20 protein-coding genes and 5 pseudogenes are annotated in these 25763 nt (G+C 69.9%); 15 read left to right on the top strand and 10 right to left on the bottom strand.

The genetic code is table 11. The features are described from left to right. Nucleotides 1-8 precede the first annotated feature (8 nt). From AB0L59_RS28255 to AB0L59_RS28240, 4 genes are read left to right on the top strand one after another with little or no spacing between them, the layout of a single operon-like run. Nucleotides 9-980: an MBL fold metallo-hydrolase gene (locus tag AB0L59_RS28255; RefSeq protein ID WP_365589000.1), complete on the top strand. Its 972-nt coding sequence runs from the start codon at nucleotides 9-11 to the stop codon at nucleotides 978-980. Nucleotides 981-1015: 35 nt separating this feature from the next. Next, on the top strand, nucleotides 1016-2371 hold the full coding sequence (locus AB0L59_RS28250) for an amidohydrolase family protein (RefSeq protein ID WP_365588997.1): 1356 nt from the start codon (nucleotides 1016-1018) through the stop codon (nucleotides 2369-2371). Between the two features lie 44 nt (nucleotides 2372-2415). Then, nucleotides 2416-4050, top strand: coding sequence for an amidohydrolase (locus AB0L59_RS28245; protein WP_365588994.1), 1635 nt, complete (start codon nucleotides 2416-2418; stop codon nucleotides 4048-4050). Between the two features lie 56 nt (nucleotides 4051-4106). Further along, nucleotides 4107-4685: a helix-turn-helix domain-containing protein gene (locus tag AB0L59_RS28240; RefSeq protein ID WP_365588991.1), complete on the top strand. Its 579-nt coding sequence runs from the start codon at nucleotides 4107-4109 to the stop codon at nucleotides 4683-4685. 634 nt (nucleotides 4686-5319) lie between these two features. Here AB0L59_RS28240 and AB0L59_RS28235 read toward each other — a convergent pair. Beyond that, nucleotides 5320-5562, bottom strand: a pseudogene (locus AB0L59_RS28235) (ATP-binding protein); the annotation flags it as partial. On the opposite strand from AB0L59_RS28235, the gene AB0L59_RS28230 reads away from it, so the two are divergent. From AB0L59_RS28230 to AB0L59_RS28220, 3 genes and pseudogenes are all read left to right on the top strand, one after another. Then, the gene (locus tag AB0L59_RS28230) at nucleotides 5554-5730 is read left to right on the top strand and encodes a hypothetical protein (protein ID WP_365588988.1); all 177 of its coding nucleotides are present in this window, start codon (nucleotides 5554-5556) and stop codon (nucleotides 5728-5730) included. The pseudogene AB0L59_RS28235 and the gene AB0L59_RS28230 overlap by 9 nt on opposite strands. 129 nt (nucleotides 5731-5859) lie before the next feature. Then, a pseudogene (locus tag AB0L59_RS28225) lies at nucleotides 5860-6075 on the top strand (DUF1707 domain-containing protein); the annotation flags it as partial. A gap of 820 nt (nucleotides 6076-6895) precedes the next feature. Then, nucleotides 6896-7045, top strand: coding sequence for a hypothetical protein (locus AB0L59_RS28220; RefSeq protein ID WP_365588985.1), 150 nt, complete (start codon nucleotides 6896-6898; stop codon nucleotides 7043-7045). A gap of 57 nt (nucleotides 7046-7102) precedes the next feature. On the opposite strand, the gene AB0L59_RS28215 is transcribed toward AB0L59_RS28220, so the two are convergent. Together AB0L59_RS28215 and AB0L59_RS28210 are read right to left on the bottom strand one after the other, a co-directional pair. Next, complete coding sequence (locus AB0L59_RS28215; protein WP_365588983.1) at nucleotides 7103-7399, bottom strand: hypothetical protein; 297 nt, start codon at nucleotides 7397-7399, stop codon at nucleotides 7103-7105. Between the two features lie 25 nt (nucleotides 7400-7424). Further along, nucleotides 7425-8585 carry a DUF418 domain-containing protein gene (locus AB0L59_RS28210; protein ID WP_365589209.1) on the bottom strand — a complete coding sequence of 387 codons (1161 nt, stop codon included), beginning with the start codon at nucleotides 8583-8585 and terminating at the stop codon, nucleotides 7425-7427. A 351-nt stretch (nucleotides 8586-8936) separates the two neighbouring features. Here AB0L59_RS28210 and AB0L59_RS28205 point away from each other — a divergent pair, with 351 nt between their 5' ends. Both AB0L59_RS28205 and AB0L59_RS28200 read left to right on the top strand, forming a co-directional pair. Beyond that, nucleotides 8937-9605, top strand: a complete 669-nt coding sequence (locus AB0L59_RS28205; protein ID WP_365588981.1) for a response regulator transcription factor — start codon at nucleotides 8937-8939, stop codon at nucleotides 9603-9605. Next, entirely contained in the window at nucleotides 9602-10714 is a 1113-nt protein-coding gene (locus AB0L59_RS28200) for a histidine kinase (RefSeq protein WP_365588978.1), read from the top strand. Before AB0L59_RS28205 ends, AB0L59_RS28200 begins: the two co-directional genes overlap by 4 nt. An 867-nt stretch (nucleotides 10715-11581) precedes the next feature. Here the strand turns inward: AB0L59_RS28200 and AB0L59_RS28195 are convergent. The 3 genes and pseudogenes from AB0L59_RS28195 to AB0L59_RS28185 all read right to left on the bottom strand — a co-directional run. Further along, nucleotides 11582-11754: pseudogene (locus AB0L59_RS28195) on the bottom strand (TetR/AcrR family transcriptional regulator); the annotation flags it as partial. A 153-nt stretch (nucleotides 11755-11907) separates the two neighbouring features. After that, a complete protein-coding gene (locus tag AB0L59_RS28190; RefSeq protein ID WP_365588975.1) occupies nucleotides 11908-12669 on the bottom strand; it encodes an SDR family oxidoreductase in 762 nt (253 codons plus the stop codon). Then, nucleotides 12666-13088, bottom strand: a complete 423-nt coding sequence (locus AB0L59_RS28185) for a VOC family protein (protein WP_365588972.1) — start codon at nucleotides 13086-13088, stop codon at nucleotides 12666-12668. The genes AB0L59_RS28190 and AB0L59_RS28185 overlap by 4 nt, the downstream gene beginning before the upstream one ends. Before the next feature lie 69 nt (nucleotides 13089-13157). On the opposite strand from AB0L59_RS28185, the gene AB0L59_RS28180 reads away from it, so the two are divergent. Together AB0L59_RS28180 and AB0L59_RS28175 are read left to right on the top strand one after the other, a co-directional pair. Continuing rightward, a complete protein-coding gene (locus tag AB0L59_RS28180) occupies nucleotides 13158-13838 on the top strand; it encodes a GntR family transcriptional regulator (RefSeq protein ID WP_365588970.1) in 681 nt (226 codons plus the stop codon). A gap of 784 nt (nucleotides 13839-14622) precedes the next feature. Then, nucleotides 14623-15255, top strand: coding sequence for a PASTA domain-containing protein (locus AB0L59_RS28175; RefSeq protein WP_365588967.1), 633 nt, complete (start codon nucleotides 14623-14625; stop codon nucleotides 15253-15255). A gap of 660 nt (nucleotides 15256-15915) precedes the next feature. Here the strand turns inward: AB0L59_RS28175 and AB0L59_RS28170 are convergent. After that, nucleotides 15916-17745, bottom strand: a complete 1830-nt coding sequence (locus tag AB0L59_RS28170) for an FAD-dependent oxidoreductase (RefSeq protein WP_365588965.1) — start codon at nucleotides 17743-17745, stop codon at nucleotides 15916-15918. 90 nt (nucleotides 17746-17835) lie between these two features. Here AB0L59_RS28170 and AB0L59_RS28165 point away from each other — a divergent pair. Further along, nucleotides 17836-18000, top strand: a pseudogene (locus AB0L59_RS28165) (peptide deformylase); the annotation flags it as partial. Between the two features lie 214 nt (nucleotides 18001-18214). On the opposite strand, the gene AB0L59_RS28160 reads toward AB0L59_RS28165, so the two are convergent. Then, complete coding sequence (locus AB0L59_RS28160) at nucleotides 18215-19705, bottom strand: altronate dehydratase family protein (RefSeq protein WP_365588962.1); 1491 nt, start codon at nucleotides 19703-19705, stop codon at nucleotides 18215-18217. 189 nt (nucleotides 19706-19894) lie between these two features. On the opposite strand from AB0L59_RS28160, the pseudogene AB0L59_RS28155 reads away from it, so the two are divergent. After that, nucleotides 19895-20108 (top strand): annotated as a pseudogene (locus AB0L59_RS28155) (IS1380 family transposase); the annotation flags it as partial. A 187-nt stretch (nucleotides 20109-20295) separates the two neighbouring features. On the opposite strand, the gene AB0L59_RS28150 reads toward AB0L59_RS28155, so the two are convergent. Continuing rightward, the gene (locus tag AB0L59_RS28150; RefSeq protein WP_365588959.1) at nucleotides 20296-21228 is read right to left on the bottom strand and encodes a LysR family transcriptional regulator; all 933 of its coding nucleotides are present in this window, start codon (nucleotides 21226-21228) and stop codon (nucleotides 20296-20298) included. Between the two features lie 137 nt (nucleotides 21229-21365). Here AB0L59_RS28150 and AB0L59_RS28145 point away from each other — a divergent pair, with 137 nt between their 5' ends. Together AB0L59_RS28145 and AB0L59_RS28140 are read left to right on the top strand one after the other, a co-directional pair. Beyond that, on the top strand, nucleotides 21366-22568 hold the full coding sequence (locus AB0L59_RS28145; protein ID WP_365588958.1) for a mandelate racemase/muconate lactonizing enzyme family protein: 1203 nt from the start codon (nucleotides 21366-21368) through the stop codon (nucleotides 22566-22568). 99 nt (nucleotides 22569-22667) lie between these two features. Continuing rightward, nucleotides 22668-23342, top strand: a complete 675-nt coding sequence (locus tag AB0L59_RS28140) for an SDR family oxidoreductase (protein WP_365588955.1) — start codon at nucleotides 22668-22670, stop codon at nucleotides 23340-23342. 65 nt (nucleotides 23343-23407) lie between these two features. Here the strand turns inward: AB0L59_RS28140 and AB0L59_RS28135 are convergent, their stop codons facing one another. Beyond that, nucleotides 23408-25738, bottom strand: coding sequence for a glycoside hydrolase family 95 protein (locus tag AB0L59_RS28135; RefSeq protein ID WP_365588954.1), 2331 nt, complete (start codon nucleotides 25736-25738; stop codon nucleotides 23408-23410). Between the last annotated feature and the right edge of the window lie 25 nt (nucleotides 25739-25763).

The following is a 25763-nucleotide window of genomic DNA, read 5'->3' as shown; positions in this document are numbered from 1 at the left end:
GCGACACCATGACGCGCTGCGCCGGCGCCCGTATCACCGTTCTCGACGAGAACTTCATCGACATCCTTCTGCCGTCGACCCCCCGCGTACGCCGCTACAACATGGATCAGCACTTCAATTCGCGGTACGGCGAACTGCTCGCCGAGAACGGGTTGTGCTTCCTCGTGGAGACGTTCACCGAGGGCAGCTCGACGACGATCCTCTTCGACGCCGGGCTGACCGCCGACGTCGTGCTGCACAACGCGCACCACCTCGGCGTGGACCTGCACGAGGTGGAGGCGGTGGTGCTCAGCCACGGCCATCCCGACCACTTCGGCGGCATCAACGGAGTACTCGAGGCGATCGGCCATCCGACCCCGGTGATCGCACATCCCGACGCGTTCGACCCGCGGATGATCGTCAAGCCGCACACCACCCTGCCGATGATCAACATCGGGCTGACGCGGGAGGGAATCCGGGCATCGGGCGGCCACCTGATGGAGGCACGGAACTCCATCCCGCTCGGCCCTGGCCTGCTCACCTCGGGCGAGATGCGGACCACCGCGGACTTCGAGTTCGAAGCCCCCGCCGGACGGCTGTGCGTCCACGCCGACGGCCGCGTCGAGGCGGACAACATCAACGACCACCAGGTCCTCGGCATCGACGTCGAGGGTCACGGGCTGATCGTCATCGACCCGTGCGGACACCGCGGGGTCGTCAGCTCGATCGAACACATGCGGGACCTCACCGGCACCGACACGCTCTACGGCGTCCTCGGCGGATTCCACACCGGACACCCCGGCATCAGCGCCAACCGGATCGACAACACCGCCAAGGCGCTCGCCGCCTACGAGCCGCGGCTGGTCGCTCCCATGCACTGCAGCGGATTCCCGCTCAAGAAGGCCGTCGCCGACCTCGTCCCGGACGCCTTCGAAATCGCCACCGCCGGCACGGTGCTCACCATCGGTGACGTGCCGTCCGACACCCGTATCTGGCGCTGACGACACGGCCGTCCGAGTAACGAAAAAGGTCAACGATGACTCATAGAACGCTCATCAAGGGTGGCACGATCTACAGCGTCGATCCCGACATCGGGGAACTGCCCCGCGGTGACGTGCTGGTGGAAGACGACACGATCGTGGCCGTGGCCGAGCACATCCCGGCGACGGATGCGCACATCATCGACGCCACCGACCGGATCGTCCTGCCGGGGCTGATCGACACCCACCGGCATCTGTGGCAGGCCGCGCTGCGGCAGCTCGCGGCGGACTGGACCCTCGGCCAGTACATCGACCACATGCTGCTGGAACTGGGGCCGAGGTTCTCCCCGGACGACGTGTACGTGGCCGCACTGCTCGGTGCGATGGAGGCCATCGATGCCGGTGTCACCACCGTCATGGACTGGGCCCACATCATGCGCAGCCCGGATCACGCCGACGAGGCCGTACGCGGACTCGTCGACTCCGGCATCCGGGCGGTGTTCGGTTACGGCAACCCCGGAGGGCCGCCCGCCGACTGGTACGCCCGTGACGTGACAAGGGTGGCGGAGCGCTACTTCTCCTCCGGCGGCGGACTGGTCACGTTCGCGCTGGCCAGCATGGGTCCGGAGTTCGGGCCGGTCGAGGACACGCTGTCCGATCTCGCACTGGCCCGTGAACTGGGCATCCGCGCCTCGATGCACGTGGGCGTCGGCGCGCTGGGCAAGCAGCGGTCGATCACGGAACTGCACCGACGCGGTCTGCTGGGCCCCGATCTGATTTACGTCCACTGCAACACCTGCACCGACGCCGAACTGCGGCTGATCGCCGACACCGGGGGACATGCCTCGATCTCGCCACGTGTGGAGATGCAGATGGGGCACGGTTATCCGGCGACCGGGCGGCTGTGCGCGGCGGGGGTGGTGCCGAGCCTGAGCATCGACGTGGTCTCCGGAGTGGGGGGCAGCCTCTTCGCCGAAATGCGCGGCACGCTCGAAGCCGAGCGCGGCTGGCAGCACCATGCCGCGCTCTCCCGCGACGAGACGCTGCCGGAGCTGACGATCAGCACCCGGGACGTGGTCCGGATGGCCACGATCGAAGGCGCGCGCACCCTCGGGCTGGAAAGCAGGATCGGGTCGCTGACCCCCGGCAAGCAGGCCGACATCATCCTGCTCGACACCGACCGGCCGAACCTGTCGCCCGTGAACAGCGTCTCCGCGGCCATCACCCTCGCCGACAACGAGAACGTCGACAGCGTGCTGATCGCAGGCCGGGTGGTCAAGCAGGGCGGACGGATATCCGGGCACGACCTGCGGGCTGTACGAGGACGCGCCCGCAGTTCCCGGGACCGCCTTCTGGAGTCCTGGTCCGGCCCCCGCTCCACGGCCGCATCGGCGGCCCGGCCTCGCGCCTGACCCGTACCCGGGCGACGCGCGATCGACAATGACGAGGTGTTTTCATGGACACATCACCCGACACCGCTCCCGCCGATCAGATCTTCCTCAACGGGCTGGTCTGGCCGGGCGGTGTCCGACAGGAGGGACCCGAACCGACCGCACTGGCCGTGCGCAACGGCAGGGTGGTGGCGTACGGCAGCGACGCGGAGATCCGCGCCTTGTCCGGCAGCCGGTCGGCCACGGTCGACCTGCGTGGCCGCCGCGTGATTCCCGGCCTGATCGACGGCCACATGCACGCCGTGCGCGGCGGCGCGACCTGGGCGAGCGAACTGCGCTGGACGGACGTACCCGACCTGCCGACGGCGCTCGCCAGGCTTCGCGCCGCAGTCGAGACGGCGCGTCCCGGGGAATGGGTCCGGGTCGTCGGCGGGTGGCACCCCTGCCAGTTCGCCGAATTGCGCGAGCCCACGCGCGCCGAGTTGGACGCACTCGCTCCGGACCACCCGGTGTACGTGCAGGCGCTGTACGAGGTGGCAGTGCTCAACTCGGCGGCGCTCCACGCGGCCGGCATCCACGCGGCCACCCCCGATCCCGACGGCGGTCACCTCGAGCGCGACCCGGTGACCGGCGAGCTCACCGGCAGGGTGTTCGGCATGGGCGCGTTCAACCGCGTCCTGGGCGCCATTCCACCCGTCACGCCGGAGAGGGAACGACGCTCCACCGCGGCGATGCTGGCCGACCTGCACGCCCTCGGGCTGACCGGAATCGTCGACGCCGGCGGGTTCGGCATGCCGCCGCAGCGGTACGAGCCGCTGTTCGCGCTCTGGCGCGACGGCGGTCTGTCGATGCGGATGCGGCTGTTCCTGTCCGCGGCGGACCCCGGGCAGGAATACAAGCAACTCGAGGAGTGGATGCGGCACACCCCGCCCCGGTTCGGCGACCCGATGCTGCGCTTCGCGGGCATCGGTGAGGTGGTGCACTACGGCTGCCACGACTTCGAAGGGCTCGAGGAGTTCTCGATCTCGGACGCCGCCGCCGAGGAGCTCCAGCGGATCTCCTACCGCGCCGCCGAACAGGGCTGGCCGATGAACATCCACGCGGTGCTCGACGAGTCCATCGACAGGATCCTGACCTGCTGGGAAGCGGTGAACGAGCGCATCCCGCTGCGAGGGCTGCGGTTCTCGCTGTCCCACGCCGACCGCATCAGCGCGGGCAACCTGCGCCGGCTCGGCGCGTTGGGTGCGGGTGTGGTGCTGGACGACCACCAGGTCTTCAAGGCCGGCTTTTCGGAGGCGGCCTGGGGCGACGGTTCGATGACCGCAACACCGCCCATCGCGGACATGATCGCCGCCGGAATTCCCCTGGCGGCCGGGACCGACGCCACCCGCGCCTCCTCCCACAACCCCTGGTTGTCGTTGTGGTGGCTGATCACGGGAAACTCCGCGGACGGCATACCGCGACGCGCCGCTCGCCACCGGATGTCCCGGGAGCGCGCCCTGGAGTGTTACACCACGGGCAGCGCCTGGCTCAGCCACGAGGAAAACACACGCGGGCGTCTGAGACCCGGCACGCATGCCGACTTCGCGGTTCTCAGCGAGGACTGCTTCGCCGTGCCGGAGGACCGTATCCCCGGGCTCTACTCCGAGCTCACCGTGGTGGGAGGGGAGATCGTCCATACCACAGGAACCCTCGCCTGACGGCCGCGATCAGGGCGTCCGGCATTCGCACACGTGCACGACGAAAGAGCCATCCCATGACCTCAGACACCGGACGCCCCCTTCGGGCCGACGCACGGCGCAATCGAGAGAAGATCCTCTCCACCGCGATACGCGTCTTCGCAGAACAGGGACTGGACGCGCGCCTCCATCGCATCGCCGAGGAAGCGGGCGTGGGAACCGGCACTCTCTACCGGAACTTCCCGACCCGCGAAGTCCTCATCGAGGCCGCCTACCGCAGCGAACTGAGCCAGCTGTGCGACTCCGTCCCCGAACTCCTGGCGACCCTGCCTCCGCACGAGGCACTCCGCGTCTGGATGGGCCGCTTCATCGACTATGCCAGCGCCAGACTGGGGATGGCCGACACCTTGCGAACCGTCGTCGACTGTGGCTTCAACGCCCGCGGCCACAGCCGCAAGTTGATGATGACCGCCCTCACCTCACTCCTGAACGCCGGGTCCGCCGCCGGCACCATCCGGTCGGACATCGGCGCGGCCGACATGTTCCTCGCCCTCACGGGCGTCGCCCTGGCCTCGGGAAAGCCCGAACAACGCCAGCAGGCCCAACGCCTCCTCGACCTCATTCTCAACGGCTGCGCGACGGACCAGCGGGCCTGAGCACCGCAGTTCGGCGGGGCTTCCCACGGCACCAGCCACGCCCACGAGCGCAGGTCTCCCCGCCGAACGGCCGGCGCACAGGCCAAGCCCGTCAGCCCGCCGCCGGACCCGGCGACAAGAGGGCCCGTACTCGTCGCTGATCACGACGTGGCGGCGGCAGCGGGACAGGGGTGCCCTGGACGCGCTCGCCGCCCCGGCCAGGAGGCCGAACGCGAACCCGAGGGACAAGGAGATCGAGAGCCTCGAGGCGGAGAAGGCCCGCCTGGAAGCCCGAACCGTCTCCGGCGAGACGATCAGGTGCAGCTGCCGCAGCTTCGGTTTGGGGAGCCGGTGGAGGAGCCCGGCCAGGAAAACGCGGTCCGCCCGGTGACGCGGCCTGTCGATCTGCCGCTGCAGGCCACCCAATTGGTGGCGTAGTGTCAAGATCTCGATGTCTTTGTCCACATCCCTCATCGACAGCAGCCGGATGAAGGCGAACACGCTCGACACGGCGAGGTAGGGCAGTCGCAACAGCACGATCCACCAACCAACCTGACACGCCCATCCGGCCATCACTGGCCTTTCGCGACAATCTGCAGGTCACAGAGCATGGATGGGGTTTCCGGCACCCGCAGCCTCCACGAGATCACCGCTCCTATGCCTGACCAGCGGAAACGCAGCCCTCAAGCCCGGAAGGACAACAGCTACTCAGTTCCGCCTCTGGCAAGCGGACGTGGAAGGCCGTGTTGCCGGGGCGGCTGCTGGTCACCTCGACCCGGCCGCGGTGGGCTTTCACCACAGCGGCAACGATCGCGAGTCCGAGGCCGGTGCCGCCGGCCGAGCGTGATCGGCTCGGGTCGGCGCGGGGGAAGCGCTCGAGCAGGTCGGGTTGGAGATCGAAGTCCTTGCCCTCACCGCTGCGTTCGACCCACAGGCGGCCCGGATGCGTCTGGCGGTTGAGCGGTCCGAATCGTCCGGGCAGAACACGAGCTCGGGTTCGCCCGGCTCGGGGCAGGACTTCGCCGTCGGCGACGGCGTAGAGGTGCCCGATGCGGGGCCTTCATGACCGCATAGTCGGGATCCTTCGCGGGCTTCCACGTGGCCCGGACTTGGCGAGCTTCTTGACAGCGTCAGCCTTCTACTCGCGCCGCTGCCGGCGTCACGCGGAGACGTTCGACAGGATCTGGAGGGAGACATGTCGGGAGAGATCTCGCCCCCCGGGAAGGGCTCCGGCCCCGGTTCGTCTGCCGAGCTGCGGGCCTCTCATGCCGACCGGCACCGGGTGGTGGACGTACTGCGTATCGCGGCGGGGGACGGCCTGCTGACCGCGGACGAGCTGGACGAGCGCCTGGAGGCTGCCCTGTCGGCGCGGACGGTGAGCGAACTGGCTGCGCTCACCGCCGACCTGCCGCTTCAAAGGCGACGGCGTGGGCGACGTCGGGCCAGGCTGGGCCAGGAGTATTCCGGCATCACCGGATCGTCAAAGGTTCGGCCCCGATGCCGAGTGGGTTCGTCCCTCGGTGGTCGTCGGACGACATTGCCGGAGCCGGAGTTGTGTGCTCCATTCGGAGGTATTGCTGTGACGGACAGCTCGGTGGGGCGTTGAAACGTCTATGAGCGGAAGTCACAAACGGAAGCGGTCCGGATCGCGAGCTTTCGAGCAGGTGCAAGCGCAGTTGGCTCGTGCGGCTGCTGCGATGGCCGTGGGGAAGAAGCCGCCTCGACGGGCAGTGGACGAAACGGTTCGCCCGACGGTTGCGGAGCCGGACAGTGACCGTGGTAGGGCGGCGCCGCCCGGTGTGAGCTGAGGTCACTCATAGTCGACGTGGATGAGCCGGGCCAGCCCCACCGGCAGGCCGCTCTGGCCTACCTGAGTGGCGGTCACCGTCGGCGCCACCACACCTGAAACTGCCGTACCCGGGCCCGTACGGCGTTCGACGTCGCGTTCCTCCCCGCTTCGATGCGTCCCGCATCACGGTGCGCCGCAAGCCCCCACGTCAGGCTCTGCCTGCCCTGCCGTCTCCCCCGGCTGCCAGATCACCTGGGTCGGGAGGAGTTGAGCCTGAAGATGGCCCGACTGCAGCCGGGCCGGTCGCAGGCAGGAGAGCGAGAACTCGCAGCGGCAGCAGCTTCGTCGAGGTCCGTCACAACATCGGGCGCACCGCCGGTGCTGGAGTTGATCAGCACGCATCTCTCCCACCGCGGGAGGTCACGAGGCCACGGCTTGGACGATGCCGAACCACGATCGTGGCAAGGACACCGGCAGCGGCGATGGCGACCGGCTGCACGAACGCGGAGCGGAGACGGACGGCGTAGCCGAGGGCGAGGGCCAAGGGCGGTGCGTCGATGCCGGCCACGAGGAGATGCCCGGAGAACGCTAGAGACGTGTACTGGCTGCCCGCCTCCGAATGATGAACCAGCCCCGGACCGGCCGGAGTTCAGGTACGGTCCCGGCGCCACAACGCCGTGTCGAGAGCGTCGCGGACAAGCTGGGCCCGTCTGCTGGTGGCGGCGGACCAGCCGACGATCGCCCGGGAGACGTCCACGACGAACGCGACGTGGACGGTCCCGGACCAGGTGGCCACGTCGGAGAATTCGGCCACCGAGCGCCCATTGGGACGGGACGCGGTGAAGTCGCGCCTGAGCAGGTCAGCGGCCCGCTCATGACCGTCGTCCCGGAGGGTGGTGCGGACCTTCTTGCCCCGGCGGGCTCTGTGGGGACCGAGATCGCGCATCAGCCCGGCGTCAGGGCGCGGACCGTCATCTGATGTTCCTTGCCGGCTGGGCGGCGATGTGCAGGAGCTGCTCCAGGGGACCGCGCGCGAACAGCCGGGTCCACACCATCGCCAGAAGGGTGGCGGCCGCGATGAAGCTGAGCAGCACCGCCAGACCGGACCGGGCGTCGCTGTCGACGGCGGCCACGTACCAGACGTCGTTGAAGAACCACAGCGCGAGGATGTGCAGGACGTACGCGGTCAGCGCCGTCATGCCGACAGCGGTGACGGGTGTGGCCAGGCGGGTCAGGCGCGGCATCCGCTCGGCGACGGTCAGGCACGCGGCGACCACGGCCACGGCGACGCCGGTGTTGCCGACGATGGAGAGCGTGGTCTCGCTGTGCGGTACGGCCACCAGCAACCAGGCGAGCGGGGGGCGCCCTGACGGCTCGCCCACGGTGTCCGACCACCACGCGGACGATGCCGGGCCGTGCGTGGCGGAGGCGACGGCGGACAGGGCGTGCGGGACCAGGTGCAGGGCGAGCCAGGAGCCGCCGTAGCCCAGCAGGGCGAGCGCCCCGCCGATACGCGCGAGCAGGGATCTGACGCCGGGGCGGGCAAGGTCCAGCCGGGCCACCGCCATGCCCGCGACCAGGAACGGGACCCAGGTGAGGACCGGATACGCGCCGGTGAACAACAGCTCGATGACACCGTCCGTGCCGGTGACCAGGGCCACGGGGTCATGGGCGGTGACGGCGTCCGCCCAGCTGCCGTCCTCGATGGCCGCTCTGGTCATATACAGGACCTGGGGAAGCACCAGCGCGCCCGTAGCGGCGATGAGGGCGAGCGTCCGGGCCCGCAACCGGTACAGCGGGAGAACGACCAGGAACAGCACCCCGTAGAAGCTGAGGATCACGTCGACCTCGGTGTCCAGGGCGGTCAGCGCATAGCCGAGGACCAGCAGGACGAGAGCTCGGATCACGATCCTGGCCACGGCCTGACGGCCTGCCCGCCCGGTACGCGGCTGTGGGCGGCCGGTGACGATGACCAGTGAGAACCCGGCGAGCAGGGCGAAAAGGGCGGAGGAGCGCCCTCTCGCCGTCTCCATCAGGAATCCCACCGGGCCGCCGCCTGTCACATCGGGCCCGACGTGGACCGAGAACATGCCGAAGACCGCGAGTCCGCGAGCCAAGTCGACACCGACCAGCCGCCCCGTCGAGGCCTTCCCGGCAGGGGCAGAGGCAGGGGCTGGGAGGCGGGCGCGCCCAGGCGACGGCACCACGTGGGCCGGCTGGACCGAGAGTGCGTTGCGAGTCATGCTCAATAGGTTCACCGCAACCCCGCCCGAACCACCCCGGCAGCCTTCCTGAGGCCCCCCGCCACCCGGTCGGACCCACCCCCGCCACTCGGCTGGAAGCGTCCCTGCCACCCGCCCGGGGCGCCTCGGCCAACCGGCTGACGCCATGCCGCCAACCGGCGGAAATCGCGTGCCGGTCACCCCGAGAGGACTCCTGAGGGGGTAGGCATCGCACGGAGGCATGCGACGAGCGGAGCACACGTGGTCCGGGTACTGGTGGTCGATGACGAGGCGTTGATCCGCACGGGGCTCACGCACATTCTCGACGCGGCGGACGACATCGAGGTCGTCGGGGCGGTGCCCGGTGGCCAGGCCGTGCGCATGGTGCGGGAGCTGGAGCCCGACGTCGTGCTGCTCGACATCCGGATGCCGGACGTGGACGGACTCACCATTCTGGCCGACCTGCGCCGCATGCCGCAGCCCCCCGTGGTCGCCATGCTCACCACGTTCGACGCGGACGAATACGTGACGACGGCCCTACGCTCGGGCGCGGCCGGGTTCCTGCTCAAAGACACCGACCCCGAGGAGCTTCCCCGCCTGGTGCGCACGCTGGCCGAAGGAGGGACCGTACTGTCGCCCCAGGTCACCCGCCGGGTGGTAGACGGCTATCTCGACCACGGCGTGCGCGAGCCCGCAGCGATCCGCCTCACCGGCCGGCTGACCGAGCGCGAGCGCGCGGTTCTCGCCCTCATGGCCGAGGGACTCGCCAACACCGACATCGGCGAGAGGCTGCACCTGAGCACGGGCACCGTCAAAGGCCATGTGACCAACGTGCTCGGCAAACTGCGGGTCAGCAGCCGGGTCCAGGCAGCCCTGATCGCCGAGCGCGCGGGCCTGCTCTCCCCAGAGCAGGGCAAGGGCGCCCGGTGAGCCTCCGACGGACGTCGGATCTGCAGCTCGACGTCGTCATCGTCGGGTTCGCGCTGGTCGACGCGTGGGCCCGCGTCGGCGTCGCGGACCAGCCGGCCGCCGCCTGCGCGCTGCTCGGCGCTCTCGCCCTCGCCGTGCGCCGCCGGCTGCCCTTGACGACCTTCGCCCTCACGCTCCCCACCGCCCTGGTCACCGACGCGATCTTTGCCCCCATGGCCGCGCTGTACACGCTCTCCTCGCTGAACCGCCGCCGCGTCCTGCTGGCCGGCTGTGCCCTCACCTACGCGGTCATCGACTACATGCCCTGGCCGTGGTCGTCCCTGGACGCCACCGAACTGTCCCAGCGGAACAACCTCTTCCACCTCAGCTACACCCTTGCCACCGCCGCCGCGCCCGTCTTCCTGGGCCAGCTCGTCCAGGCCCGGCGCGAACTCTCCCTGCGTCTCGCCGACATCATCGAGGCCCGCGAGCACGAACGGCTGCTGACCGCCCAAAGCGTCCTCGCCAAGGAACGCGCCCAGCTCGCGCGGGAGATGCACGATGTGGTCTCCCACCAGGTCAGCCTCATCGCCGTGCAGGCCGGAGCGCTCCAGGTGGGCAGCCAGGACGCCGAGACGAGACAGGCCGCGGCCACTATCCGACGCCTGAGCGTGCAGACCCTGGAGGAGCTGCGGCACATGGTCAGCGTCCTGCGTGCTTCCGGCAGCAGCCCGACCGAGCTCACCCCCCAGCCTTCCCTCGCCGACCTGGAGCGCTTGGTCGATGCCAGCGGTATCGAGGCGAAACTGGAGAGCGACCTGTCCGACGGCATCCCGCCCACGGTGCAGCGCGCCGTCTACCGCACCGTGCAGGAGGCGCTGACCAACGTCCGCAAGCACGCCCCCGGCGCCACGGCGACCGTCCGCGTCACTCACCGTGGCGGTTCCCTCTGCACCACTGTCACCAATACCGCCCCCACCCGGCATGCGTTGGCCCTGCCGAGCGCCCACCACGGCCTGGTCGGCCTGGCCCAGCGGGCCGAGCTCCTCGGCGGCACCGTCACGTCCGGTCCCACCGCCCAGGGCGGCTACGAGCTCCACCTGGAGCTGCCCGTCGAGCGCCACCGCTGACCAATGCCGACCAGCACCGGACGCCCCACCGTCCCGGCCCTGCCACGGCAACGGTGCGGAGCGTCTCATCTGTCCTCGGGGGCGCGACGCGAACGGGACGCCCACCCCGTACGGGCCCTGCTGATGATCCGAGACGGCAGTACCCGCTTCCCTCGATCGTTGAGGGGCGTCTGTGGGGTGGCCTCGGGAGCTTCTGCCACGCGTACGAGTTCCTGAGCATCGCCGTAGTGCATCCTGCGCCGACAACGAGCCGTATCGATCAGGGAGGCGACCAGGTTGATCGCCCAAACGATCCCGAGTGACAGAGCTACGAGAAGGATGAGGACCGCAGCGACGACCAGGGCGATGTGGATGGCGCCGTTGGCGTGCTCCGCTACCCGCAGCAGTGAACTCGCATGAGCCCCCGCGGCTCCGACGGCGGGGACGGCAAGGACCGTGAACAGTACCGGGCCGCGCCGTCGGTGACCGCGCCCGTCGTCCTCGTGGCTCCGCCGGTCGTACTCGTGCGCCCGCGGCCGCTCGTCACTCCTCACCACAAGAACACATTGTGCAGTCTTCCATGGGCAGAGGCGACTGGGCGTGGGCCCACGAGAAAGGGCTTCACACCGGGCGCCCAAGCTGACCGGCTGTCGCCCTCGGCCCTCCGCTCGCCCGACCGAGACGGCTGTGGCTGGACCGAACGGCATCATCACGACGGTGAACGAGAGGACCGGTGGGTCGGCCAAGGTCCTCGCGGTTCTTCACCCGGCCTCGGCACGCTACCGATGCCATCGGCACCGCCTTTCTTGCCCTCGCCGACCTCGTCCACCACCCCGGAGGCGTCCAGCCCGACTCCGCAAGGCAGCTCGACCGGGTGGCCTTGCGAAGGAAGATCTCGTTCACCGCGGCCTCCGGATCGGCCGCCGCACGGGCCGGCGAATGGGCGTCGATCACGAACCTCGCGATCCTCCGGCGGGCCGCTGTGGTCTGTGACAGGTCGGAATCGGCAGCGATGACCGTTGCGGCGACTCTGCATGGCGCAGCCACATCGACTCCTCGTACCCGCCAGGAACTCCCCCAGCACGGCCGGCCCGCGGTCGGGACTCGACCAGCCGGCCATGACCGTTCTCCCCGACGGCCGCGGTACCGGTGTTCCCAAGGCCGATCCTGCGCGCTACGGGGTCACTGACCCGGCTGACGCCGTCCGAGAGTCCTCAGGTGCGAAGGTAGGAGGCGCCGTTGAGGTCGAGTACCGTCCCGGACGCCCAGGCGGCTTCCGGCGAGGCCAGGTAGAGCACCGCGGCCGCGACCTCCTCGGGCGTCCCGACCCGTCCGAACGGGCTCTGGCCGCGCAAGGCCTCGCCGCCTCGGCCCGCCACCTTCGGGGCCTGCCGTTCGGTCGCGACGAAGCCCGGGGCCACGGACGTCACCGCGATGCCGTGCGGTGCGAGCGCGATGGCCATCGACTGCCCGAAGGCGTGTAGTGCAGCCTTGCTCGCGCCGTACGCGGGAAAGTCGGGCTCGCCCCGGAAAGCACCACGGGAACCGATGTTGACGATGCTGCCTGCACCGGCGCGGTCGATGAGGTGCCGGGCGACGCAGTAGGTCACATTCGCCGCGCCGAGCAGATTGACGTCGACCATGCGGTGCCAGACACGCTGCCATTCCTCATAGGACACGTCGGCCACGGGGTGCAAGGTGCTGTCGGACGGTGCGGCGGCGGCGTTGTTGACCAGCACGTCCACCCCGCCCAGATGCTCCACGGCACCGTCGACGATCCCTCGCGCCGCTTGCGGATCGCCAAGATCGCCCACGAGTAGGGCGTGACCGGAACCGGGCAGTCGCCGCAGCGTTTCCTCGGCGTCCGCGCGGTTGGCCGCGCAGTGCACTCCCACGCTGTCTCCGCGCTCGGCGAACGCCAGGGAAACCGCCCGGCCGATCCCGCGCGACGCCCCGGTGACCAGCACCCGCCTCATCGCGTGAAGACCTGGGACTCGTCGCGGAACGCCTTGAACTCCAGCGCGTTGCCGGCCGGATCGTGGAGGAACATCGTCCACTGCTCCGCCGGCTCGCCGGGGAAGCGGCGGCAGGGCTCCATGACGAACTCGGTACCCGCGGCGCGGAGTCGCTCGGCGAGCGCGTGGAAGTCCTCGGTCGACAGCAACACCCCGAAGTGCGGGACGGGCACCGCATGCCCATCGACCTCACTGTTCCCGGCGGGCACAGGGCGACCGGGGACCAGATGGGTCACCAGCTGGTGGCCATGCAGGTTCCAGTCGATCCAGTGGCCGGTGGACCGTCCCTCGCCCAGCCCGAGGACCTCCCCGTAGAACTGGCGTGCGGTGTCAAGGTCGTCGACCGGTATGGCCAGATGGAAGGCGGGGCGCACGGGCATGTGAACACTCCTTCGGCTCGCTCCGCCCCGACCTTGCAACAGCCGAATGTCGAATGTCAACATTCGGACATGTCTGTCGCTCCGCTCCCCAAAGCCAGTCGCCGTGGCCTGGCGCAAGAGGCTGCCGATCTCATACGTGAGGCGATCTTCGCCGGCCACTTCCCACCCGGATCACAGCTGCGGGAAGTCGAACTCGCCGCCTCCCTGGGAGTCAGTCGCGGATCGGTGCGCGAAGGACTGGCGCACCTCGAACGCGAGGGCCTCGTCCGCAGCGCCTGGCACCGCGGCACCACCGTCATCGACGTCACGGCTCAGGACATCGAGGAGGTCTACACCTTGCGCGCCGCGCTGGACCGGCTCGCGGCGACCAGCGCGCACAGGAGGGTGACCGCCGACCAGCTGACCGGACTTGACACCCTCGTCGGTCAGATGTCGGAAGAGATCAGCGGCGAGGCGTCCGGGGCGAAGTTGCTCTCACTGGACATCGCCTTCCACGACCGGATCTACGACGCCGCGAACAACCGCAGGCTCCTCGACGCGTGGTGCGCGGTGCGCTCGCAGGTCTACCTCTTCCAGCTCCGCCGTATCACCCTCGGTTACGAGCACTACCGTGCTCGCGTTGTGGACGAGCACCGCGAGCTGGTGACGCTCCTGCGGTCGGACGACCGCGAAACGCTCGCCCGGTACGCCGAAGAACACGTCGACTCCGCTCGACGCAGCTTGCTCGACCGCCTGCACCCCACAAGGTGACGCCGGAGGTCATCGGAGCGGCCGGTGCATGCTCATGGCTGCGGGGGCCGAGGACGCGCGAGGTGTTCACGGCGCTCGTCACAGGTGCTCGGCCTCCTGCCTGGGCGGGCGAACCGGCGTTGTTCGTGAGAGAGGGTTCTGACCCGACTTCTGCGGAGTGGTCACGCCGAGTGCTGCGAGATGCCCCCGCGATCCATCTCCCCCCTGGCCTACCGCTGACGTGGACGATCGTCCTGCGGCGCGACCGACGGTGTCTGGCCGGGCATCCAGGATGTTGAGCCAGTCCCCCAGCCAGGTGGGACACGCTGGCTGACACGCCTGAGGAAGCCGGTCGTCGGACCGAGCCGCGCGCCGGCGTTCGTAGTCTGAACGGGAAGAATGGACAGGGCTGGTCCAGTTGGGCCAGGGCTCGGCCCGTGCCCGGGGTGCCACCGTGGTCGCGGCGTGCGCGGCCCCGCTTCGGAACATCCGGGCGAGGCCGTCGTCACGCCGATGCGACCTACGACGCCATGTGCGGTGGCACCGCCGACGCGAGCGGCACGCGGCCTTCCGCCGACCGGCAGCCGCTGGCGCCCGTGCCATGCCGTTGGCCGGATGTCGCCCGCGGCGGGGAGAGCCGGCCTCTGGCCCATCCCACGCCCCGGGCCCCGATCCCTTACCCGGGCCGGGCCTTCACCCTGCCCGAAACCACCCGATCCGGTCACAGCCTCGCTACACGACCGACACGCCCACCGCGGCCGCTCTACGCTCGCCCCTCAACGCACCACCTGCACATGGGGGATCCATGAACCGCAGAACACTCGCCTGCACAGCCGCCGTCGTCGCCCTTCTCGGCACTGCCACCGCCTGCAGGACCGACACGACCGGCAGTGGCGGCAGCACCTCCGCCGCGACGGCCACGTCCGGCACGAGCAGCGGCAGGACCGGTACCGTCACCAAGAAGTCCGTCCCGTCCTTCGTCGGTATGGGCCTCCAATCCGCCCAGGACACCGCCCAGGAGGCCGGCTTCCACAGCCTCAAGTCGCACGACTCCCTCGGCCGCGCCCGACACCAGATCCTCGACCGCGACTGGAAGGTCTGCTCCCAGAACGTCAAGGCCGGCACCGTCGCCTCCGCGAACACCGAGCTGGATTTCGGAGCCGTCAAACTGACCGAGACCTGCCCGGGTCACGACCAGGCCGGACCTTCGGCGGCGGGCGGGACGATGCCCGACTTCCACGGCAGGAGCGTGAAGGCCGCCCGGGACGCGCTCGACTCCAGCACCTCGATCACCGTGAACGATGCGACCGGAGCGAGCCGGTGGGTGCTGGTCGAGTCGAACTGGCAGGTGTGCACGCAGAAACCGGCTGCGGGGACGAAGCTGGCGGGGCAGCCGGTCACGCTGGACGCGGTGAAGTTCGGCGAACACTGCCCATAGGCACAGTTGCGGCCCCGGTGGACGACAGCGCACCGGGGCCGGCTTTTCGTTCTGTGAAAGTTCGAACACTTCATCCCAGAACAGTCACATCGCCGTCATGGTTGCCGCCGGCCGTCCACCGTCCTTGTGCCCTGCGCCGCTCGGCCCAGTGTCGGCCGGGCTGGGATGGAAGTTGGGCGGGAGGCCGCGCATCGAGGTTCGGGGTCGCCCCGCGGGCGAGCTGGCGCCGGGGCCGGGGCCGCCGGCAGCGAGCCCCGGATGCGGAGCGTCCCGGGGAACGCGCCATGGCCGACGCCTGGTGCGGTGAGGGCCAGCCGGCCGTGCCCGCGCACCTCGATGTCCGGGCCGACTGGGTCGACCGAGAGGTACCCGCAGGTGCACCGGGCACCCCTGGTGCCCGCGTTGGAGGGGGCTTCGTCGTACTCGGGGTCGAAGTCCGGGTCGTCGACCGCGAGGGTCTCCCACGGCAGGGGGTCGCCGTTCCGTTCGGGGTCGCTGCGGCTGGGTCTCCATGCGCAGGGCGTCGCCGAGCGCCTCGACGCCGTACTTGCCCGCGTGCCAGGCGCCCCACGGTGCGGGTGCGCAAGGGGCGCGGCACAGCACGACGCAACCACACACGCGAAGGGCCGCAGCCGACTCGGGGGCGGCGGCCCCTCCGGCTCATCCCAGGTCGAACGTGTTGGGCAGCCCCAGCCGATGCCTCACCTCGTCGACCCGCTTCAGGGGCTCCAGCTCCGGCGGACGGAACAGCTCCCAGACGCGACACCGCTCCATGCTCGAACTGTCCGCGTCGAGCAGCGCGTTGACGGCTCGCCGCGCGGACTCGTTGGCGCCCTCCATCGTCGCCAGGTCCACGTCCGTACGGACGTAGTCGCCGGCGAGGAAGAAGTTCGGCACCCTGGTGCGGGCCGAGGGCCGGTTGTAGAGGGTGCCCGTGGGGTGGATGAGGAGCTGTTCGCGGTTGCGCGGGTCAGGGCCGCCGAGACCCGTCACGGCCGGATCCATGAACCAGCCGAGCCGGTCCTCGTCGCTCAGGGTCGTCTTCCCCGAGTCATTCAGCCCGTCCTTCAGCTGGGCCCAGAGTTCGGCGACGATCTCGTCCTTGGTGCACTCGCGGGCGGTCTTGCCGTACAGGATGCCGGGTTTGTCCCACTCGGAGATGATCGTGGACAGGCATTCGTGGGCCTGTCCGTCCCCGTAGTCGCGCGAGAAGTTCCGTACGTCCCAGAACTGGGACTGTCCGATGCCGGTCACCGCCCAGGGTGAGTCGAGGCAGTTGATGTGCCCGTGCACGACGGGGGTGGGCGTGCGCAGATAGAACATCACGCCGGTCATCCAGTCCGTCTTCAGCGCGTCGCACCGGCCGAGCTGCGGGTCGGCCGCGCGCAGGGCCCGGCCCCAGGTGGCGCGGGCGTGTTCCACGGGCATCGCCGAGACGTAGTGGTCGGCGGTGACCGTGCGCTCCGGACCGCCGTCGCGGGGCGCGACACGGACGCCGGTCACACGGCCGCCCTCGTACAGCACCTCCCGAACCTCCGTCCCGAGCACGAACTCGACGCCGAGCGAGCGCAGCCACCGCTCCCAGGGGTCGATCCAGGCCTCGCTCGTCGGAGCGTTGAGAACGCGGTCGACGTCGGCGTCGCCGTCCATGCCCCGGCCGAGCAGGCCCCACAGGATCAGGGCCTCGATGATGACGCGGCCGACCGTTCGCGTGGAGGCGATCTCGGCGCGGGTGGCGACCAGATTGCGAGTCTGGCCGATGCCGAGGAGCACCTGGTACTCGGCGCTCATCTCGCCTGCCCGGATGAAGTCCCACCACGGGGTCTTCTCCCACTGGTCCTCACGGCGGGCGTCGCAGCTGGTGAGGTGGACCAGCAGGCGGTCGGCGAAGTAGGCGGCCTCATGAGCGGGCAGCCGGGTGCCCAGGTCGAGGACGGACAGGATCTGGTCGCGCAGCCAGGCCGGGGTGATGTCACCGGGTGCGGGCGGGGTGGTGACCCGGCGCAGGGGAAAGTGCATGTCCGGGCGGCCGGAGCCGCGCGCGAACAGCGCCTCGGTACCGCTGCGGAGGTTGTCGTGGACGCCGCCGGCGTTGCCGGGGAAGGGGATGCGGCGCATGGTGTCCGGCAGGTTCCGGTAGAAGCCGGGGAAGAAGCGGAAGCCGTGCTCCGCGGGAAGCGGTGCGCGACCGCCTGCGGCCGTGCCTGGGACGTCCATGGAGCGGGCCTTGCCGCCGAGGGCGTCGTAGTACTCGTAGACGGTGACGGCATAGCCGCGTTCGGCCAGTTCATGGGCGGCGCTGAGGCCGGACACGCCGCCGCCGAGGACGGCGACGCGCTTTCCGGACAGAGCGGCCGCGGCGCTGCCGGCGGGCCATAAGGCGGTGGCCGCGACCGCTCCCCCGGCGACCGTCGCCCCGGCGGCGGCCAGGAAGCGTCTGCGGGACTGCCCGGCGTTCTCCTGGGACTGCTGCGCGTGTTCTGTTGTCATGTGAACCGGAGCCTAGGGAGGGGCTCCGGAAGCCGGAACCCCGTTCTCCCGCCACCCACAGCATCCTCACAATCACAAGCAGACACCCTCATGCCCAGCGTGTCCGTCCAAGGCCGGCCCCTCGCGTCCCACCCCGCGCTCGCGCCGGAAGCCCGGCGCGGCTCGGTGCGCCGTGCCGCCGAGGTCGGCGAGGAGATCATGCACAGCCGCTGCCGGGTCGTCACCGCGTCCGGCCCCGACCTCGCCGCGCCCATCGGCAGTACCGCAAGCATGGGACGGTCCATCCGCCCTGCGGGCCCCACATCGCCCGACCCCGTCTCAGGGGGCCCGGCGAAGCGCCGTTCACAGATCCCGGGTTCGGCGAGGGAGGGGATTCACGACGAACGGGCTCGAGGGACGCAACGTCACCTTGGTGTGGCCGCCATGGGTGAATGCGCGCTCCGTCGCGGCCGGGAACGGTCAGCTCCTGTCAGAGCACCGCTCCCATGCGCCAGGGGACTATCTCCTCCGCCCCGAACCCGAGCGCCTCCGACTTGCTCTCGGCGCCGGAGGCCGTGTCCACCAGGGCCTCGAACAAGCAGGTGCCGTAAGTGAGTTGATCCGAGTGACTCATGGCCGGTCCGGCGTCGAAGTCGATGTCGCCGCTCATCCGCTCGTACAGCCCGGTAGTGGAGCTGATCTTCAGGCAGGGGACGGGGCGAGAGCCGAACAGCGAGCCCCGTCCGGTCGTGAAGGCGAGCAGGTTGGCGCCTCCGGCGACCATCCCGGTGGCCGATACCGGATCGTATCCAGGGGTGTCCATGAACGTGAGGCCCGGCGCAGTGACCGGTTCACCGTATCCGACGACGGCGTTCAGCGGGCTGGTGCCGGACTTGAGCACGGCGCCCAGGGACTTCTCCCAGATGGTCGTGATCCCACCGGCCCGATTTCCCGGGGACGGATTGCCGTCGAGACTCACGCCGTTGTCGTCGGTGTACTCCTGCCACCAGGCGATGAGTTCGTCGATACGGGCAGCCGCCGCAGGGTTCGACGCCCTGTCGCGCATCATATGATGGGCGCCGTAGATCTCCGGGGTCTCGCCGAGAATGACCTTCCCACCGCCCGCGACGAGCAGATCTGCCGCCACACCGAGCGTGGGATTGGCGGTGAGTCCCGAATAGGCGTCGCTGCCGCCGCACTGCAGCCCCAGGGTCAGCTCCGCGAGCGGGATCCGCACTCGACGCGACTCCGCCACCTGCGCGACCAGATTCGAGATGTGGTGGAGCGCCGCGCTCACCGTCGCCGCGGTGCCACCCACCTCCTGAATCGTGAGCGTCTCGACCCCCGTGCCGTCCCCCAGGACATTCTCCGGCTGGTTCACCTCGCAGCCGAGACTGATCACGAGGGCCGCTGCGACGTTGGCATGTCGCACGTAACCGCGCAGAGTACGCCGCAGGATGTCGTCCCCCGCAGTGCCCTCGCCCATTCCACAGCCGAGGTCGTGCGGGAGCGCGATGACTCCGTCGAGGCCGGGCGTCCCCCTGTACAGGTCATCGGCCCGCCCCGCGATCAACCGGGCCACTGTGGCGGAGCAGTTCACGGTGGGGACGACGACGATGTAGTTCCGGGTCGCCGCACGGCCGTCCGCACGGCGGTATCCGAGGAAATGGTCCCGGGTGGGAGCCGCGACGGTCGGCTGCGTCCGAGCCGTCGATGCGCTCGCTCGAGGCACCTCCCACCGGCCGATTCCCAAGTTGTGCACGTGGACGTGCCCGCCCGCGGGGATGTCGGCCAGCGCCACGCCGATGATTTCGCCGTACTTGCGCACGGGAGCGCCCTTGGGAATGTCCCGCAACGCGACCTTGTGGCCGGCGGTGATGTCCTCGACGGCAGCTACCACGCCGTCGGCGACCTCGATGGGCGTTCCCCGTGATATGCCGCCGAGGAGCAACCCTATGTCGTCCAGGCCGGGACGTGGCACGAGCGGCCGGACGGCTGCCGCTGTTCCCGGCCTCGCTGCATCACGGCGATCACTGTTCACGTCATCGACCGTATGCCGCCGACGCCGTCGAGGGGAAACACGATTATCGACGGGGAGTCATCCGGAATACGAATGCCCGGTGCGGTCTCGGAGCCGGGTCGCGCTTTCCACATATGGCCGGCGCCGACACCATGGCGCACGTCGCGGGCCGTGCACGATCCGGGCGAGGTCCTGCTGGATGTCGGGCCCGCGGTCGCACCCGGCGGGTACTGTCCGGCCGATGCGGGCATGTTGCGGGCCGAACCTGAACTGTTCGGTGCGTGGCCTCCGATCCGGCCCTCTCCCCCGGCTCAGCGACGCACTCGCCGCGGACGGCAAGCGCGCCCAGGCCGCGATCCGCAGCCCCGCGCCGAAGTACCCGAGCGTGGGGGCAGACGGAGGAACCGGCTGAGGTACCACACGATGAGGAGCGGGGCGCGGACCACGTCGGTGGGCCCGGGAGACTTCGGGCCCACCTCACCGCGGTCACCCGTGACCGTCAATGGTGGTTCACGGAAGGGGCATTCGTTCCGGGAATGACTCCGAGCCCATCAGACCGGTGGGACAGCGGTCGTACCCTCAGGTCTCGGCGCCTGTACCACCGCACGAATGAACGCTCGTGCAGCCGCCCCGAGCGGCCGCTCCGAGTGCCACCAAATTCCGACGTCCCGATACCGGTTGAGGTCGCGGATGGGCCGCATCTCCATTCCCTCGCGCTGTATCATCACCGCACCCAGGTAGTTGATGATTCCGATGCCGTGCCCGGCTCGCACCATGGCGCCGAGTGTCGTCGGCTGATGGGACACGGTGCCGTAGGGCGCGACCAGGTCCTTGATGCTCAACTCGACCTCGGCCTCGTAACCGACGACCGTATTGGCGAGCGGATTGCCGATCGTGATGACGCGCTGGTCCGCGAAGTCCCCCAGATCGACCTCGCTCTTCTCGAGCAGAGGATGTCCGGTCGGCGCGAGCATGACGAAGGGTTCACGCCACAACGGACGCATGGTGAATGCGTGATCGTGAGGCTCGGGCCGGATCGGACGCAGTGCCACCGAGACCCGACGCTCGGACAGGGCCGCCTCGATGAACCCCACGTCTCCGTCCAGGACCGCTACCCGGATCTCCGGGTGCGCCTTCTTCAGTGCCGTGATGACCGCCGGGAGAAATTCCGAACTCCCGCTGGCGAAACTCGCGACCGTGACGGTTCCCGTGATGTTGCCCAGGTCTGTCTGGCGTGCGGTGACCAATTCGTCGGCAGCCGCGAGAACCGCCCGCGCCCGGGCCAGCAGAGCTCGCCCGTCGTCGGTGAGGGTGAGTGGTCTTATACGACGTTCGATCAGCAGGCAGCCGAGTTCGCGTTCCAGATTCGCGATGTGCGCCGAAACGCGCGGTTGCGACAAATGCATCTTTTCGGCCGCTCTGGTAAAGCCGCCGGCATCCACGACCTCGATCCAGGTACGCAACCAGGCCAGTTCGAGCGTCATTGACCGAACCTCCTCGCCCCACAGCCGGACCACCGCCGGTGCAGGATTCCTTCGGGTGGCTTGCCATCTGCGCGACAGATCATCCGTATCCGCATTTCGCCGTTGACGAGTTCCGACGGCCATGGCCGACTGGAACAATGACCGATCAAACTCCCTTCGGCACCGCCCGCGGGCTGCTGTCCGCGCACGGAGCGGACCTTCTCCGCGGCGACGACGGTGCGGTGATCACCTCCGTCGAGACCTACGCCCTCGCCGTGCCCCTGAAACGGCCCATCGCCGACGCCACCGCCTCCATGGCGCATTGGACGGTGCCCGTGGTCGAGATCCGCACCGCCGACGGCCGCATCGGGACGGGGATCTCCGGCGTTCACTGCGCTCCTGAACTCCTCTCCGACGTGATCCTCTCCTACTATGCCGACGCCCTGCTGGACACCTCGTCGGAGGACATCCTGGGCACGTGGAAACGCCTGTATTGGCTGCCCACCCACTGGATGGGCCGTGCCGGCGTGGTCCACATGGCTCTGGCCATGGTCGACATCGCTCTGTGGGACCTCGCCGCGCAGCGGGCCGGCATGCCTCTGTGGCGGCTTCTGGGCGGCACGCAGGAGAGCGTCGAGGCGTACAACACCGACGGAGGCTGGCTCAACCTCTCCGACACTGAACTGGTACGGGACCTCACCTCGCTGGTCGACCACGGCTGGTCCCGGGTGAAGATCAAGGTGGGGCGGCCCGACTGGCGGGAGGACTCCCGACGAGTGCGCGCCGTCCGCCGGGCGCTCGGCGATGAGGTGACCCTGATGTGCGACGCCAACCAGCGCTGGGACCTGTCGACGGCGAACCAGATCATGCCGGCCCTGGAGGACGCGGCGATGGACTGGGTCGAAGAGCCGTTCCACGCCGACGACCTTCAGGCCCACGTCCGCCTCCAGTCGTCGACGAGGCTGGACGTGGCGGCCGGTGAAAGCATCTACTCCTACCACCAGTTCGCCTCCTTCATGGCGGCCGACGCCATCCGGGTCGTGCAGGTCGACGTCACCCGCGTCGGTGGTGTGACCGAGTGGCTGCAGATCGCGGGGCACGCGGCGGCACGGGGGGTGCGCCTGGCGCCGCACGCCGGCGACATGATGCAGGTGCACCAGCACCTGGTGGGCACTGTCCTGTCCGAGGCGCCGCCACTCGTCGAGTTCATTCCGTGGACACAAGAGGCCTTCGTCGAGCGCAGTGTCGTACGCGAGGGGTTCATGGAGCGTCCGCACGGTCCGGGAGCCTCCACCGCGATCGATCCGGCTGCGCGTGTTCGCTGGCAGATTCCCAAAGTGGGGTCCGTCAGGACCCTGTGACCGCCGGCGCACCCGGTGCCCTTGCCCGGCACGCACGACATCAGAAGTGGCCGGCGGCCCGCGAAGTCCGCCCACGGATCCACAGACGGGAGGGACGAGATGTCCGAGTCGCACCCGGGGCACACCGACGGGAGAGCGGCCGTCGTCGCCGGCGCGGGCCAGGGAATCGGGCGGGCCGTCGCCGCGGCTCTCGCAGCGCGTGGCGTACGGGTCGTCGTCACCGACCGGACCACGGAGACCGGCACCGCCGTGGCCCAGGAGCCGGGCGGTGAGTTCCCGCCCCTGGGCGTGGCTGGTCCCCGGGCCGTCGCGTCGGCGGCGGACGAGGGCGTGCGGCGCTTCGACCGCGTCGACGTCCTGGTCCACCACGCGGGTGTCGCCCCCGAGGACGCGGCCCTCGATGTGTCGGACGAGGTGTGGAACCACGTTCTCGGCCTCGACCTGACCGGCACCTTCGTGGCCTGCCGCGAGTTCGGCCGGCACTTCGTGCGCCGGCGGTCCGGATCGCCCGTGAACATGTCCTTCATCGCCGCTTTCATCGGCTCCAATCCCGCGTATCCCGTCGCGTACGACGTGGCGAAGGCCGGGGTGGCCCGGATGGCGCGGTCACTCGCGGTCGAGTGGGCCGGTACGGGGTCCGGGGGCAACTCCGTCGCGCCGGGAAGGCCCCGCACTCCCCTCCTCGGCACGGCCAGATCCCGAAGCGTCGGCTTCTGTAGGCCGAGGAGCTCGCGGCAGCCGTGGCCTTCGGGGCGCTCGACGGGACCGCTGTGACCGGGCGGACCCTACTCGTCGACGGCGGTCAGATCGCGCAGTGACGGTGGCGCCGGCGCTTGCCCTCAGCCGAGGCCGAGGGCAAGCGTCTCTCCGTCGGCGAGCCGTACTTCGAGGAGGTCGGCGCCGTACCGCAGCCGGATGTCCACGGCTCGTGAGGCCCGGATCCGCGCGGCGGCCAGCCGTCCGGCGTGCCACCGGACGTCCACGGTGAGGCCTCCGCGGGCGCGCAGGCCGGACACGCTCCCGTCGGGCCAGGCGCCGGGCAGTGCGGGAAGCAGTTCGACCTCCCGGCCGTCGGACTGCAGCAGCATCTCGGCGACTCCCGCGGTGCCTCCGGCGTTGCCGTCGAAGGAGTAGATGTTCTGAGCGGCGCCGGCCACCCCGCCCGCGGAGAACGTCATCAGGTTCGCCTCGCCGGCGTCCGCGATCAGGCTGGTGAGGTGTGTGAGGGCCAGGTCGCCGTTGAGCAGACGTGCGAAGTAGACCGTGAAGTTGGCCTCGACCCACTCCGTCTGCTCCCAGCCGGGTGCCTGTTGCCTGCGTTCGATCGTGACCTCCGCCGCGCGTGCGAGGTCCGGTGTGTCGCGTGGAGTGATCTGGCGCTCCGGAAACAGGGCACCGAGATGGGACGTGTGCCGGTGGCTCGGCTCGGCCTCCTCGTAGTCGTGCAGCCACTCCTGCAGCTGCCCGTGACGCCCGATGCGGAAGGGGGGAAGCCGGCGGCGCGCGGCAGCGATCCTGGTCCTGAGGTCTGCGTCGACTCCGAGCAGTTCGGCACTCTGCGCGCAGATGCGCAGCACGGCCTCCATGAAGACCCGGTCCACGGTGGCTCCCATGGACACCGAGCATCGGCTGCCGTCGGGTGCGAGGTACCAGTTCTCCGGCGAATCCGACGGCCCGGTGACGAGCCAGCCATGCTCCGGTTCACCGACCGCGTAGGCGAGGAAGAACTCGGCGGCCCCGCGAATGACCGGGTACGCACGCTCCCGCAGGAACGCCTCGTCGAGGCCGTACTCGTAGTGCTCCCACAACTGGAGGGCGAGCCAGGCCCCGCCGGTCACGTTCATTCCCCATCCCATGCCGGATCCGGGTGCCGTGTAGCCCCAGGCGTTGGTCACCGTGTGCGCGACCCAGCCCGGTGCGCCGTACATCTGCTCGGCGGTCGCCCGGCCATGGGCCGCCAGGCCCTCGAGGAGACCGAACAGCGGTTCCTGGCACTCGGCCAGATTGGCCGGCTCGGCGGCCCAGTAGTTCTGCTGGGTGTTCATGTCCAGGTGGAAGTCGTTCGTCCATGACGCGCTGCTGGCCAGGCCGTCGTTCCACAGCCCCTGCAACGCCAGTGGCAGCGGGGAGTTCCGGCGGGAGCCGGCCATCGTCAAATACCGGCCGTACTGGAAGAAGAGCGCTATGAGAGCGTCGTCGGCCTTCCCGGAGGCGAGCCGCTCGCGGCGTGCGTCCGTGGGCAGGGCGGCGACATCGGCCGGTGCCGATCCGAGATCCAGGGAAACCCGCCGCATCAAGGCCTGGTGGTCTGCGACGTGCGCCGCCCGGACCGCGGAGTATCCGGCCTCCAGCCCCGCGGACAGCAACGATTCCGCCCGTGCCCGCGGGTCCTCGCCTCCCCAGCTGGTCCCGACGGCGACATAGACGACCGCGCGATCGGCGCCTTCCAGACGAAGCACGTCCCCCGCGCGGTGTACGGTGCCGCCTTCGGCTTCGAGGTGGGCGCGGATCTCCAGCGCGACGCCCTGACGACCGTCGCTGTGCAGGCTCTCGTACGCGTGGCCGCTGAACACGACGCACGAGTCCGTGGTGGTCGTGTGCCCGGGGATCACGCCGTCCCGGATCGAGAGGGCGAAGCCGAGCGATCCGGGCCGGTCCGAAGTGAGGCGGATCGCGATCAGACCGTGCGGGTTGGTGGCGAACACCTCGCGGGTGACGCGGATGCCGTCCTGCCCGTACGTGACCGAGACCAGGCCGGTGTCCAGGTCCAGAGTCCGCCGGTAGTCCCGTGCCGGAGCCCCGTCGGGGAAGGCCAGTTGCACCTCGGGCAGGGGCAGGTTGGTCCCGAACGACCGCGGTCTGCCCAGCAGGTGCTCGGCGGTGAGCCGCTGGGCTTCGGCGTGGTCTCCCGCGAAGAGGAGTTCGCGGATGCGCGGAAGCTGCTGCCGAGCGGTCGGGCTTACGTCCGTTGCCGACGGACCGCCCGACCACGCGGTCGACTCGGAGAGTTGGACCCGCTCCCGGTCGGCACCGCCGTAGACCATGCCTGCCAGGCGGCCGTTGCCGATCGGAAGCGCTTCGAACCAACGAGTGGCGGGGCGGTCGTACCAGAGCATTCCGGGCGGGCCACCGACACCGCGGAAGTCCTGGTGAGAGAGAGCTTTCAGCATGGCGTGCACCTTCGAGACGGTGGGA

Source organism: Streptomyces sp. NPDC052109 (assembly GCF_040680195.1).
Lineage (GTDB): Bacteria > Actinomycetota > Actinomycetes > Streptomycetales > Streptomycetaceae > Streptomyces.
Note: the sequence above shows the minus strand (reverse complement) of the source record. Positions and strands in the feature narration are given on the sequence as shown.

Excerpts from the sequence above, each read along its gene's own strand:
- AB0L59_RS28190 (WP_365588975.1), bottom strand. The coding sequence starts at position 12,669 with ATGAGGCGGGTGCTGGTCACCGGGGCGTCGCGCGGGATCGGCCGGGCG.
- AB0L59_RS28135 (WP_365588954.1), bottom strand. The coding sequence starts at position 25,738 with ATGCTGAAAGCTCTCTCTCACCAGGACTTCCGCGGTGTCGGTGGCCCG.
- AB0L59_RS28220 (WP_365588985.1), top strand. The coding sequence starts at position 6,896 with ATGCCGAACCACGATCGTGGCAAGGACACCGGCAGCGGCGATGGCGAC.
- AB0L59_RS28180 (WP_365588970.1), top strand. The coding sequence starts at position 13,158 with ATGTCTGTCGCTCCGCTCCCCAAAGCCAGTCGCCGTGGCCTGGCGCAA.
- AB0L59_RS28170 (WP_365588965.1), bottom strand. The coding sequence starts at position 17,745 with ATGACAACAGAACACGCGCAGCAGTCCCAGGAGAACGCCGGGCAGTCC.
- AB0L59_RS28250 (WP_365588997.1), top strand. The coding sequence starts at position 1,016 with ATGACTCATAGAACGCTCATCAAGGGTGGCACGATCTACAGCGTCGAT.
- AB0L59_RS28140 (WP_365588955.1), top strand. The coding sequence starts at position 22,668 with ATGTCCGAGTCGCACCCGGGGCACACCGACGGGAGAGCGGCCGTCGTC.
- AB0L59_RS28240 (WP_365588991.1), top strand. The coding sequence starts at position 4,107 with ATGACCTCAGACACCGGACGCCCCCTTCGGGCCGACGCACGGCGCAAT.
- AB0L59_RS28185 (WP_365588972.1), bottom strand. The coding sequence starts at position 13,088 with ATGCCCGTGCGCCCCGCCTTCCATCTGGCCATACCGGTCGACGACCTT.
- AB0L59_RS28245 (WP_365588994.1), top strand. The coding sequence starts at position 2,416 with ATGGACACATCACCCGACACCGCTCCCGCCGATCAGATCTTCCTCAAC.
- AB0L59_RS28145 (WP_365588958.1), top strand. The coding sequence starts at position 21,366 with ATGACCGATCAAACTCCCTTCGGCACCGCCCGCGGGCTGCTGTCCGCG.
- AB0L59_RS28215 (WP_365588983.1), bottom strand. The coding sequence starts at position 7,399 with ATGCGCGATCTCGGTCCCCACAGAGCCCGCCGGGGCAAGAAGGTCCGC.
- AB0L59_RS28150 (WP_365588959.1), bottom strand. The coding sequence starts at position 21,228 with ATGACGCTCGAACTGGCCTGGTTGCGTACCTGGATCGAGGTCGTGGAT.
- AB0L59_RS28175 (WP_365588967.1), top strand. The coding sequence starts at position 14,623 with ATGAACCGCAGAACACTCGCCTGCACAGCCGCCGTCGTCGCCCTTCTC.
- AB0L59_RS28255 (WP_365589000.1), top strand. The coding sequence starts at position 9 with ATGACGCGCTGCGCCGGCGCCCGTATCACCGTTCTCGACGAGAACTTC.